Origin of the sequence: Streptosporangium sp. NPDC002721 (assembly GCF_042888905.1) — a bacterium.
In the GTDB taxonomy this organism is placed as follows: domain Bacteria; phylum Actinomycetota; class Actinomycetes; order Streptosporangiales; family Streptosporangiaceae; genus Streptosporangium.
The window spans coordinates 24,893-38,202 of the sequence record NZ_JBIAQI010000054.1 but is presented as its reverse complement, the minus strand read 5'-3'; the positions used below and the strand labels follow the sequence as shown (position 1 = coordinate 38,202).

3 protein-coding genes are annotated in these 13,310 nt (G+C 72.9%); all 3 read left to right on the top strand.

The window, feature by feature from the left end; translation table 11 throughout:
- A partial coding sequence (locus ACFYWM_RS42770) for an SDR family NAD(P)-dependent oxidoreductase (protein WP_389927021.1) occupies positions 1 to 3,606 on the top strand: 3,606 nt, incomplete at its 5' end.
- Between the two features lie 38 nt (positions 3,607 to 3,644).
- Positions 3,645 to 9,248 (top strand): type I polyketide synthase, encoded by a 5,604-nt coding sequence (locus ACFYWM_RS42765; RefSeq protein ID WP_389927018.1) that lies wholly within the window; start codon positions 3,645 to 3,647, stop codon positions 9,246 to 9,248.
- A gap of 37 nt (positions 9,249 to 9,285) precedes the next feature.
- Entirely contained in the window at positions 9,286 to 13,305 is a 4,020-nt protein-coding gene (locus ACFYWM_RS42760; protein WP_389927015.1) for a type I polyketide synthase, read from the top strand.
- Positions 13,306 to 13,310: the final 5 nt, after the last annotated feature.

Below are 13,310 nucleotides of genomic sequence, written 5' to 3'. Positions count from 1 at the left end.
CATGTGGCCGGGGTGCTGTCGTTGAAGGACGCGTGCGCTCTGGTGGCGGGCCGGGCGCGGTTGATGCAGGCGCTCCCCGTGGGTGGGGCGATGGTGTCGGTACGGGCCGCCGAGGAGGAGGTCGCCGGGCTGCTGGCGGGCCGGGAGAAGGAGGTGTCGGTCGCCGCCGTCAACGGCCCGTCCTCGGTGGTGATCTCCGGGGTGGAGGAGGCGGTGCTGGAGATCGCCGCCTCCCTGGAGGAGCGCGGGATCAAGACGCGGCGTCTGCGGGTGTCGCATGCCTTCCACTCGCCGTTGATGGACCCGATGCTGGAGGACTTCCGCACGCTGGCCCGGACGCTGTCCTACAGTCCGCCGAAGATCCCGGTCGTGTCCACCCTGACCGGGGAGGCGGCGACGGCCGAGCAACTGTGCTCGCCGGAGTACTGGGTGGAGCAGGTACGCGGCGCGGTCCGCTTCTCCGACGCCGTCCAGGTCTTGCATGCGCAAGGGGTGCGGGCGTATCTGGAGCTGGGTCCTGACGGGGTGCTGAGTGCGATGGCCGCCGATACCCTCGCCGCTCACGCGGACACGTACGGGACGGACGCCGTGCTGGTGCCGGTGTTGCGCAAGGACCGCGACGAGCCGATGGCGTCCATGACGGCGCTGGCCGAGCTGTTCGTGCGCGGGGTGGCGGTGGACTGGCGGCAGCTGCTGGCGGGCGGTCGCCGGGTCGATCTGCCGACCTACGCCTTCCAGCACCAGCGGTTCTGGCCGAACGCCAGGCAGAACGGCGACGCCCGCGTGCTGGGCCTGGCCGCGACGAGGCATCCGCTGCTGGGTGCGGTGATGCCACGGGCCGACTCCGACGGGGTGGTGCTGACGGGCCGCCTGTCGGTGAGCGCGCATCCGTGGTTGGCCGATCACGTGGTGGCGGGCTCTGTGGTGGTGCCGGGCACCGCGTTCGTGGAGCTGGCCGTGCGGGCGGGTGATCAGGTCGGCTGTGAGCTGCTGGAGGACCTGACACTGGACGTGCCGCTGCTGCTGGGTGAGAACGAGGCGGTCGCCGTGCAGGTGTGGGTGGGCGCCGCCCAGGAGCGGGAATCGGACCGCCGGCCGGTGAGTGTGTACTCGCGTTCGGCGGAGGCGGCCGACGACGTGCCGTGGGTGCGGCACGCGACCGGCGCTCTCACCACGGGCCCTTCGCCTGCCGAGCCGTTCGATGTGGCGGTCTGGCCTCCGGCCGGCGCGACCGCGATCGCGCTGGAGGGACTGTACGAGGAGCTGGCGGAGGAGGGCCTGGAGTACGGCCCGGCGTTCCAGGGGTTGCGGGCGGCCTGGCACGGTGCCGATGGCGAGGTGTTCGCCGAGCTGAGCCTGCCGGAGCAGGCCGGGGACGCGGCTCTGTTCGGGTTGCACCCGGCCCTGCTGGACGCGGCGCTGCACACGGTGGCGTTCGCCGGGCTGGACGACGCGACGGGCGGCCGGTCGCCGCTGTCCTGGGGTGGGGTGTGCCTGCACGCGGGCGGGGCGTCGGTGCTGCGGGTGCGGCTGGCCAGGACGGGCGGCGACGCGTTGTCGCTGAGCGCGGTGGACGCGGCAGGGGAGCCGGTGGTGTCGGCCCGGTCGGTGGTGCTGCGGCCGATGGTCGCCGGGCACTTGCCCGGCTCCGACCCAAGTGGGACCGGGTGGGACGCGCTGTTCCGGGTGGAGTGGCCTGTCGCGAGCGGCCTGCCGCGGGCCGACCAGGTGCCGGTGGCGGTGCTCGGCCTGGATGTTCTGGGTCTGGCCCCCGCGTCACGGGCAGCCGGCGATCTGGCCGCGGAACCTGGCGGGCACCCGGTGGCGGTCCATGCGGATCTGTCGTCGTTGGCCGGGGCGGGTCCGGTCCCGGCGGTGGTGGTGACGGAGGTGGTCTCCGATCCGGCGGCAGGGGTGGTGGAGTCGGCGCGTGCGCTGACCGCCCGAGTGCTGGACCTGTTGCAGCGGTGGCTGGCGGATGAGCGGTTCGCCGACTCGTGTCTGGTGTTCGTCACCCGGGGCGCGGTCGCGGCCGATGACGGCGAGACGGTGACCGATCTGCCGGCCGCCGGGGTGTGGGGTCTTGTCCGCAGTGCCCAGTCGGAGAACCCGGGGCGGTTCGTACTGGTCGACGTGGATGATCAGGATTCCTCGCCGCCGGCCCTGCCCGGGGTGCTGGTCTCGGGTGAGCCGCAGGCGGCGGTGCGTGACGGCGAGGTGCGGGTTCCGCGTCTGGCGCGGGTGACGCCGGTGGAGGGGGCCGGGCGGCGGTGGGATCCGGAGGGTACGGTGCTGATCACCGGTGGTACCGGTGGTCTGGGCGCGTTGTTCGCGCGGCACGTGGTGGCCGAGCGCGGCGTACGGCATCTGCTGCTGACCAGCAGGCGGGGCCTGGAGGCTCCAGGTGCGACGGAGCTGCGGGCCGAGCTGATCGCCCACGGTGTCGAGGTCACGGTCGCGGCCTGTGACGTGGCGGACCGGGGTCAGGTGGCGGCCCTGCTGGCCGGGATCGACGCCGGGCATCCGCTGACCGCGGTGATCCACACCGCGGGTGTGCTGGCCGACGGCACGATCCCGTCCCTCACGCCCGAACACCTGGAGACGGTGCTGCGGCCCAAGGTCGACGCGGCCTGGCACCTGCACGAGCTCACCCGGGACCTGGACCTGGCCGGGTTCGTCATGTTCTCCTCGCTCGCAGGGGTCATGGGCAACGCCGGGCAGGGCAACTACGCGGCGGCGAACGCGTTCGTGGACGCGCTGGTCCAGGTACGCCGGGCCGAGGGACTGCCGGGGCTGTCGCTGGCCTGGGGCATGTGGGTGCGAGAGACCGGTATGACCGGCACGTTGGGCACAGCCGACCTGCGCAGGATGACGCGCGCGGGTATGCCGCCGCTGTCGGCCGAGCAGGGGCTCGCGGTGTTCGAGGCGGCGGTCGGGTCGGGCCGGGCGACGGTGGTCCCGGCGCGGCTGGAGCTGTCGGTGCTGCGGGCGATGGGCGAGGTGCCGCCCCTGATGCGGGGCCTGGTGCGCGCGGGACGCCGGTCGGCGGTCTCCGTCGCCGCGAGCGGTGATGGAGAGCTGGTACGGCGGCTGGCCGGGCTGGGTGAGGCCGAGCAGGAACGGCTGATGGTGGAGCTGGTGCGGTCGCAGGTGGCGGTGGTGCTCGGGCACGAGTCGCTGGACGCGATCCAGCCGGGACGGGAGTTCCGCGAGCTGGGCCTCGACTCCCTGACCACCGTGGAGCTGCGCAACCGGCTCAACGCCGTCGCCGGGCTGCGGCTGTCGGCGACGATCATCTTCGACTACCCCACTCCCGCCAGCCTCGCCGAGCACCTTCTGGAGGAGATCGGGCCCGGGGCGAACACCGCGGTGGAGCTGTCGTTGCTGGCCGATCTCGACCGGTTCGAGACCGTGCTCTCCGGCCACGCGCTCGACGATCTCGCCCGGAACGGCATCGCGACCCGGCTGCGGCACCTGCTGGCCAGGATGAGCGAGACCGGCACGGAAACTAGTGAAATCGCGGTCGCGGGCATGCTCGAATCGGCGAGTACCGAGGAAATCCTCAGCTTCATCGACAACGAACTGGGCCGTTCGAAAGATCTGTGATCCGAGCCCGCGTCTGAACAATGTGAAGGGCCACTCTCATGTCCGAAGACCGGAAGCTCGTCGAGTATCTGAAGTGGGTCACCGCCGATCTGCACGAGACCCGTCGCCGGCTCGAAGAGGTGGAGGCGGGCAGGCACGAGCCGATCGCCATCGTGTCGATGTCGTGTCGTTTCCCCGGTGGGGTCGTCTCTCCCGAGGATCTGTGGCGGTTGCTGGCCGACGGTGAGGACGCGATCTCCTCCTTCCCGCTCGACAGGGGCTGGGACATGGAGACGATGTCGGTGATGGGCTTCGAGTGTCAGGGCGGGTTCCTGGCGGATGTGGCGGAGTTCGATCCGGGGTTCTTCGGGATCTCCCCGCGTGAGGCGCTGGCGATGGACCCGCAGCAACGCCTGCTGCTGGAGACGTCCTGGGAGGCGGTCGAGCGGGCCGGGATCGACCCGGTCTCGCTGAAGGGCAGCTCCACCGGTGTCTTCGTGGGAACCAACGGCCAGGACTACATGAATCTGATCCTGAGCAATCACATGGACACTCAGGGCCATGGCGTCACCAGTACGGCGGCCAGCGTGCTGTCGGGCCGGCTGTCCTACGCGCTGGGCCTGGAGGGTCCGGCGGTGACGGTGGACACCGCGTGCTCGTCGTCGCTGGTGACGTTGCATCTCGCGGCGCAGGCGCTGCGGCAGGGGGAGTGCTCGCTGGCACTGGCCGGCGGTGTCACGGTGATGACGTTGCCGCTGGTGTTCGCCGGGTTCGGCGTGCAGGGCGGGATGGCACTCGACGGGCGGTGCAAGGCGTTCTCCGACGCCGCGGACGGCACCAGCTGGGGCGAGGGCGTCGGCATGCTGGTGCTGGAGCGGCTCTCGGACGCCCGGCGCAACGGGCACGAGGTGCTGGCGGTGCTGAGGGGTTCGGCCGTGAACCAGGACGGCGCGTCCAACGGGCTGACCGCGCCGAACGGCCCGTCGCAGCGGCGGGTGATCCGCCAGGCCCTGGTCAGCGCCGGTCTGTCGCCGTCCGAGGTGGACGCGGTGGAGGCGCACGGGACCGGCACGGTCCTGGGTGACCCGATCGAGGCCCAGGCGTTGCTGGCGACGTATGGCAAGGATCGGCCGGAGGACCGGCCGCTGCTGCTGGGGGCGATCAAGTCCAACCTCGGTCACACCCAGGCGGCCGCGGGTGTGGCGGGTGTGATCAAGATGGTCATGGCGATGCGGCACGGCGTGCTGCCCAGGACGCTCCATGTCGACACTCCCTCCTCGCACGTGGACTGGTCGGCCGGTGAGGTGAAGCTGCTGACCGAGCCGGTCGAGTGGCCGGAGACGGGCCGTCCGCGCCGGGCGGGTGTGTCGTCGTTCGGGATCAGCGGCACCAACGCGCACGTGATCCTGGAGCAGGGCCCGGAGACCCCGCGTGCCGAGGCGGAGACGCCGGCCACGGACATGCTGCCGGTGCTGGTGTCGGCCAAGACGGGTCAGGCGCTGCGGGCGCAGGCCGGGCGGCTGGCGTCGTTCCTGGACGACGAGCCTGACCTGAGCCTGGCCGACACCGCGTTCTCGCTGGCCACGACGCGGTCGGCGTTCGAGCACCGGGCGGTGGTCCTGGCCGACGGCCGTGACGGTGTGCTGGCCGGGCTGGGTGCGCTGGCCGAGGACCTGCCGGGGGCGGGTGTGGTGCGCGGTGTCGCGACAACGGAACCGAAACTGGCGGTGTTGTTCACCGGCCAGGGCAGCCAGCGGGCCGGGATGGGCCGGGAGCTGTACGAGCGGTTCCCGGTGTTCGCGGCGGCGCTGGACGAGGTGATCGCCGAGCTCGACCCGCTGCTGGAGGGGCCGCTGCGCGAGGTGCTGTTCGCCGAGCCCGGCACGGCCGAGGCGGAGGAGCTGGATCGGACCGGGTGGGCGCAGCCAGCGTTGTTCGCGCTGGAGACGGCGCTGTTCCGGCTGGTGGAGTCCTGGGGAGTGCGCCCCGACGTGCTGGCCGGTCACTCGATCGGGGAGATCACCGCCGCCCATGTGGCCGGGGTGCTGTCCTTGGCCGACGCGTCCGCCTTGGTGGCGGGCCGGGCGCGACTGATGCAGGCGCTGCCGCCGGGCGGGGCGATGGTGGCGGTGCAGGCCTACGAGGACGAGATCGAGCCGTTGCTCGCCGAGCGCGAGGGCGAGGTGTCGGTCGCCGCGGTCAACGGTCCCGGTTCGGTGGTGATCGCGGGCGCGGAGAAGGGCGTTCTTGACGTCGCCGCCGCCCTGGAGGAGCGGGGGGTGCGGACGAAGCGGTTGCGGGTCTCGCACGCCTTCCACTCGCCGCTGATGGACCCGATGCTGGAGGACTTCCGTACGCTGGCGGGCAAGCTGGCCTACGGCGCGCCGAGAATCCCGGTCGTGTCCACCCTGACCGGGGAGGCGGCCACCGCCGACCAGCTGGGCTCGCCTGAGTACTGGGTGGAGCAGGTGCGCGGCGCGGTCCGCTTCTCCGACGCCGTCCGCACCCTGCGCGCGCAGGGAGTGCGGGCCTACCTGGAGCTCGGCCCCGACGGGGTGCTCACCGCGATGGCCCAGGACACCGTCGCGACCGGGCCGGAGGCGTCCGCGCAGGAGTCGCCCACGGTGCTGGTTCCGGTGCTGCGCAAGGACCGGGACGAGCACGTCGCGGTGATGACGGCGCTGGCCGGGCTGCACGCGCACGGGGTGCCGGTCGACTGGCGGGCGGTGCTGCCCGGCGGGCGCCGGGTCGACCTGCCGACCTACCCCTTCGAGCGTCGACGCTACTGGCCGGAGAACGTCGGCTCCGACATCGGGAACGTGGCGGCGGCGGGACTGGCCGCGACGGATCACCCGTTGCTGGGTGCCGCGATGCCGCGGGCCGACTCCGACGGTGTGGTGCTGACCGGGCGGCTGGCGGTGGGCGCGCAGCCGTGGCTGGCCGACCACGTGGTGGCGGGTTCGGTGGTGGTGCCGGGCTCGGCGTTCGTGGAGCTGGCGGTCCGGGCGGGTGACCAGGTCGGCTGTGACCTGGTGGAGGAGCTGGTCCTGGAGGCGCCCCTGGTGCTGGGCGCGGGTGACACGGCCGTGCTGCAGGTGTGGGTGGGGGCGGAGGAGGAGCCGGGCCGCCGGAGCGTGAACGTCTACGCCCGTACGGCGGGGGCGGCCGACGACGTGCCGTGGGTGCGGTACGCGACCGGCACGCTCGCGACCGGCGTTCCGCAGGCCGTGCCGTTCGACGCGGCGGTGTGGCCGCCGGCCGGTGCGACCGCGATCGAGCTGGAGGGGTTCTACGAGGAGCCGGCCGAGGACGGCTTCGCCTACGGCGCGGTGTTCCAGGGGTTGCGAGGGGTGTGGCGGGGTGCAGGCGACGAGGTGTTCGCCGAGGTCGCGCTGCCCGAGGGGGCGGCGTCGAGCGCGGATGCGTTCGGGCTGCACCCGGCGCTGCTGGACGCGGCGCTGCACGGGGCGGCCTTCGCCGGGCTGGACGGTTCCGAGGACGGTCTGTGGCCGTTCTCCTGGGGCGAGGTGTGCCTGCGGGCCGCCGGCGCGTCGGTGCTGCGGGTGCGGCTGGTCAGGACGGGGCAGGACACGGTGTCGCTGAGCGCGGTGGACGCCGCGGGGAAGCCGGTGCTGTCGGCGCGGTCGGTGGTCCTGCGGCCGGTCCCGGCCGAGCGGCTGGCGGTCTCCGATGGTCTCGACACGGGCTGGAAGTCGTCGTTCGAGGTGACCTGGGCGTCTGTGAGCGGTGTGCCGGAGGCCGGCCAGGCGCCGCCGACGCCGGTGGCGGTGCTCGGTCCGGACACGTTGGGCCTCGCTCCCGCGTTGCGGGCCTCCGGGGAGCCGGGCGGTCCTCCGGTGCCGGTGTACGCGGAGCTGCCGGCGCTGGCGGAGTCGGGGGTGGAGACAGGGGCGGTTCCGGCCGTCGTGACGGTGGAGGCGGTCTCGGACCCGGTGGGCGGCGTGGTCGAGTCGGCGCACGCGCTGACCGCCCGCGTTCTGGACCTGTTGCAGGGCTGGCTGGCCGATGAGCGGTTCGCCGGTTCGTGTCTGGTGTTCGTCACCCGGGGCGCGGTCGCGGCCGATGACGGCGAGACGGTGACCGATCTGCCGGCCGCCGGGGTGTGGGGTCTCGTCCGCAGTGCCCAGTCGGAGAACCCGGGCCGTTTCCTGCTGATCGACGTGGACCGGGAGTTCCCACTGGGGGGACTGCCGGGGGTGCTGACCGGGATGTTCTCCTCGGGCGAGTCGCAGGCGGCGGTGCGTGACGGCGAGGTGCGGGTTCCGCGTCTGGCGCGGGTGACGCCGGTGGAGGGGGCCGGGCGGCGGTGGGATCCGGAGGGTACGGTGTTGATCACCGGTGGTACCGGTGGTCTGGGCGCGTTGTTCGCGCGGCACGTGGTGGCCGAGCGCGGCGTACGGCATCTGCTGCTGACCAGCAGGCGGGGCCTGGAGGCTCCAGGTGCGACGGAGCTGCGGGCCGAGCTGATCGCCCACGGTGTCGAGGTCACGGTCGCGGCCTGTGACGTGGCCGAGCGGGATCAGGTGGCGGCCCTGCTGGCCGGGATCGAGGCCGGGCATCCGCTGACGGCGGTGATCCACACCGCGGGTGTGCTGGCCGACGGCACGATCCCGTCGCTGACACCCGAACACCTGGAGACGGTGCTGCGGCCCAAGGTCGACGCGGCCTGGCACCTGCACGAGCTCACCCGGGACGCGGATCTGGCGGTGTTCGTGCTGTTCTCCTCGCTCGCGGGTGTCATAGGAGCGCCGGGGCAGGGTAACTACGCGGCGGCGAACACGTTCCTGGACGCGCTGGCCCGGTCGCGCCGGGCCGAGGGGCTGGCCGGGTTGTCACTGGCGTGGGGTGCCTGGTCGCAGGACGCGGGGATGACCGGCACGCTGAGCGAGGCCGAGATACGGCGGATCAACCGGACGGGCATGCCGCCGCTGTCGGCCGAGCAGGGGCTCGCGGTGTTCGAGGCGGCGGTCGGGTCGGGCCGGGCGACGGTGGTCCCGGCGCGGCTGGAGCTGTCGGCGTTGCGGGCGATGGGCGAGGTGCCGCCCCTGATGCGGGGCCTGGTGCGCGCGGGACGCCGGTCGGCGGTCTCCGCCCTCGCGGACGGTGGCGGAGAGCTGGTACGGCGGCTGGCCGGGCTGGAGGAGGCCGAGCAGGAACGGCTGATGGTGGAGCTGGTGCGGTCGCAGGTGGCGGTGGTGCTCGGGCACGAGTCGCTGGACGCGATCCAGCCGGGACGGGAGTTCCGCGAGCTGGGCCTCGACTCCCTGACCACCGTGGAGCTGCGCAACCGCCTCAATGCCGTCGCCGGGCTGTCGTTGCCGACGACGATCATCTTCGACTACCCCACCCCCGCCAGCCTCGCCGAGCACCTCCTGGAGGAGATCGCGCCCGGGGCGAACACCGCGGTGGAGCTGTCGTTGCTGGCCGATCTCGACCGGTTCGAGACCGTCCTCTCCGGTAACGCGCTCGACGATCTCACCCGGAACGGCATCGCGACCCGGCTGCGGCACCTGCTGGCCAGGATGAGCGAGACCGGCACGGACACCGGCGAGGTCGCCGTCGCCGGCATGCTCGAATCGGCGAGTACCGAGGAGATCCTCAGCTTCATCGACAACGAACTGGGCCGCTCGAAGGATCTGTGATCCGGCCCGCGCCCGAACGATGTGAGGGGTCGCTCCCATGTCCGAAGACCGGAAGCTCGTCGAGTACCTGAAGTGGGTCACCGCCGATCTGCACGAGACCCGTCGCCGGCTCGAAGAGGTGGAGGCGGGCAGGCACGAGCCGATCGCCATCGTGTCGATGTCGTGCCGCTTTCCCGGCGGGGTCGCCTCTCCCGAGGATCTGTGGCGGTTGCTGGCCGACGGCGAGGACGCGATCTCCTCCTTCCCGCTCGACAGGGGCTGGGACGCGGAGACGATGTCGGCGATGGGCTTCGAGTGTCAGGGCGGGTTCCTGGCGGATGTGGCGGAGTTCGACCCGGGATTCTTCGGGATCTCGCCGCGTGAGGCGCTGGCGATGGACCCGCAGCAGCGGTTGCTGCTGGAGGGGGTGTGGGAGGCGGTCGAGCGGGCCGGCATCGACCCGGTCTCGCTGAAGGGCAGCTCCACCGGTGTCTTCGTGGGCACCAACGGCCAGGACTACATGAATCTGTGCCTGGAGACCGGGACAGACGTGACGAACTACTTCCTCACCGGTGCGGCGGCCAGCGTGCTGTCGGGACGGCTGTCGTACACGCTGGGCCTGGAGGGCCCGACGATGACGATCGACACCGCGTGCTCGTCGTCCCTGGTCGCCGTACACCTGGCGGCGCAGGCGCTGCGGCAGGGGGAGTGCTCGCTGGCACTGGCCGGCGGTGTCACGGTGATGGCCACCCCGCTCAGCTTCCTCGGCTTCGGGGTGGAGAGCGGGATGGCGCCCGACGGGCGGTGCAAGGCGTTCTCCGACGCCGCGGACGGCACCAGCTGGGGCGAGGGCATGGGCGTGCTGGTGCTGGAGCGCCTCTCGGACGCCCGGCGCAACGGGCACCAGGTGCTGGCGGTCGTGCGAGGTTCGGCGATCAACCAGGACGGCGCGTCGAACGGGCTGACCGCGCCGAACGGCCCGTCGCAGCAGCGGGTGATCCGCCAGGCGCTGGCCGGCGCCGGGCTGACCTCGTCCGAGGTGGACGCGGTGGAGGCGCACGGCACGGGCACCAGGCTGGGCGACCCGATCGAGGCCCAGGCGCTGCTGGCCACCTATGGCAAGGAGCGGCCGGAGGACCGGCCGTTGCTGCTGGGGTCGATCAAGTCGAACCTGGGTCACACGCAGGCCGCCGCGGGTGTCGCCGGTGTGATCAAGATGGTCATGGCGATGCGGCACGGCACGCTGCCCAGGACGCTGCACGTCGACGCCCCGTCGTCGCACGTGAACTGGGCCTCGGGCGCGGTGGAGCCGCTGACCGAGCCGGCCGGGTGGCCGGAGACGGGTCGCCCGCGCCGGGCGGGGGTGTCGTCGTTCGGGATCAGCGGCACCAACGCGCACATGATCATCGAACAGGGGCCGGAGGAGCCGCAGGCGGGGCCGGGCGTGCCGGGCCCGGCGCCGGACGCGGGCCCGGTGCCGTGGGTGCTGTCCGCCAGGAGTGCCGGGGCGCTGCGCGAGCAGGCGCGGAGGCTGGCGGCCCATGTCGGTGCGCACCCCGAGCTGGAGCGGGCGGATGTGGCTTTCTCGCTGGTCACGACGCGGTCGGCGTTCGAGCATCGGGCGACGGTGCTGGCCGGTGACCGTGAGGGTGCGCTGGCCGGGCTGCGGGCCGTCGCCGAGGACCTGCCGGGCGCGGGGGTGGCGCGCGGGGTGGCACGGGCGGAGCCGAGGCTCGCGGTGCTGTTCACCGGCCAGGGCAGCCAGCGGGCCGGGATGGGCCGGGAGCTGTACGAGCGGTTCCCGGTGTTCGCGGCGGCGCTGGACGAGGTGATCGCCGAGCTGGATCCGCCGCTGGAGAGGTTCGAGCGTGAACCGGCCGGGCGGGCGGGGCGTCACCGGGGCCGTTCGCTGCGGGAGGTGCTGTTCGCCGAGCCGGGCAGTGAGCGGGCGGAGGCGCTGGATCGGACCGGGTGGGCGCAGCCGGCGTTGTTCGCGCTGGAGACGGCGCTGTTCCGGCTGGTGTCCTCGTGGGGTGTCAAGCCGGAGGTGCTGGCCGGTCACTCGATCGGGGAGGTCACCGCCGCCCATGTGGCCGGGGTGCTGTCGTTGAAGGACGCGTGCGTGCTGGTGGCGGCGCGGGCGCGGTTGATGCAGGCGCTCCCCGTGGGTGGGGCGATGGTGTCGGTACGGGCCGCCGAGGAGGAGGTCGCCGACCTGCTGGCGGGCCGGGAGAAGGAGGTGTCGGTCGCCGCCGTCAACGGCCCGTCCTCGGTAGTGATCTCCGGAATCGAGGAGGCGGTGCTGGAGATCGCCGCCGCTCTGGAGGAGCGCGGGATCAAGACGCGGCGCCTGCGGGTGTCGCACGCCTTCCACTCGCCGTTGATGGACCCGATGCTGGAGGACTTCCGCACGCTGGCCCAGTCGCTCACCTACGGCCCCCCACGAATCCCGGTCGTGTCCACCCTGACCGGGGAGACGGTCACCGCCGAGCGGCTGTGCTCGCCGGACCACTGGGTGGACCAGGTCCGGGGTACGGTCCGCTTCGCCGCCGCCGTCCGCGCCCTGCACGCCCGGGGGGTGCGGGCCTACCTGGAGCTGGGTCCCGACGGCGTGCTCTCCGCGATGGCGGGAGACACCCTCGCGGCGGAGACCGGGACAGGGGGGGACGCGGTGCTGGCGCCGGTGCTGCGAAAGGACCGCGACGAACAGGCCGCGGCGGCGACGGCGCTCGCCGAGCTGTACGTGCGCGGGGTGCCGGTGGACTGGCGGGCGGTGCTTCCGGCCGGCCGCCGGGTCGGGTTGCCGACGTACGCCTTCGATCGGCGGCGCTTCTGGCCCGAGGCGATCGGTTCCGGCACGGGGGGAGACGTGGTGGCCGGACTGGCCGCGACGGCTCCGGCCGTACCGGAGCCCGAGGCCGGTACGACGTGGGAGCGGTTGCGCGGGCTTGACGAGGCGGAGCGGTACGAGCTGCTGGGGGAACTGGTGCGGCGTCACGCGGCCGCCGTCCTCGGCCACGGCGACCTCTCGGCCGTCGACTTCGAACGCGACTTCTTCGAGCTGGGCTTCGACTCCCTCACCGCGACGGAACTGCGCGCCTCCCTCGCCAGGGCGGTCGGCTGGGAGTTCCCGCTGACGGCGGTGTTCGAGAACAGGAACTCCACCGGCCTCGCCCGCTGGCTGCAGCACGAGCTCGCAGCCCGGATGGACACCGGGCGGGCCGGAACGACCTCGGCGGCCCGGGGGAACGACACCCTGGCGGAACTGTTCCGCGGCGCCTTCCGCTCCGGGAAGGCCCAGGAGGCGTTCGGGCTGCTGTACGCCGTGGCGAGGACCCGGCCCATGTACGACACCCCCGTCGACCCGGACGAGGTTCCCCGGCCGGTGACGCTGTCCGACGGCGCGGCGCGGCCCCGCCTGATATGCGTGAGCTCGGCCACGGTGACCGGCGGCGTTCACCAGTACGCCCGGTTCGCCGCGCACTTCCGCGGGGAGAGGCACGTCTCGGCGCTTCCCCTGCTCGGCTACGCCTTCGGCGAGGGTCTGCCCGCCACCGCCGACATCGCCGTCGAGAGCGTCGCGGAGAGCGTCGCGCTGGCGGCCGGGGGGGAACCTTTCGTGCTCGTCGGCCATTCGGCCGGGGGCGTCCTCGCCTACGGCGCGGCCGGTGTGCTGGAGAAGTCGGGGATCCCCCCGAAGGCGGTGGTGATGCTGGACTCCTTCCATCCCCGCGCCGGTGGGGATTCGCGAATGCTGTCCGAGCAGGTGATGGGACACATCCTGCGGATGGAGACGCTTTTCGGGGAGTTCGACAGCGCGCGGCTGTCCGCCATGGGCTACTGGTCGGCGATCATGTCCGGCGTCGAACCGGCGGCCGTGGACGCGCCCGTGCTGTTCGTGCAGTGCGCGAAGCCGTTCTCCGACGTCGAGCCCGAATCGGACTACTGGCGGGCGACGCCGTTCGAGCCGTCGCACACCGTGCGGACGGTCGAGGCGGACCACTTCTCGATGCTCGCCGAGAAGGCGGGGGAGACGGCCCGCCTGGTCGACGGCTGGTTGCCGGTCTCCGGCGCGTGACACCG

Coding starts and splice junctions, on each gene's coding strand:
- ACFYWM_RS42765 (WP_389927018.1), top strand. CDS start 3,645: ATGTCCGAAGACCGGAAGCTCGTCGAGTATCTGAAGTGGGTCACCGCC.
- ACFYWM_RS42760 (WP_389927015.1), top strand. CDS start 9,286: ATGTCCGAAGACCGGAAGCTCGTCGAGTACCTGAAGTGGGTCACCGCC.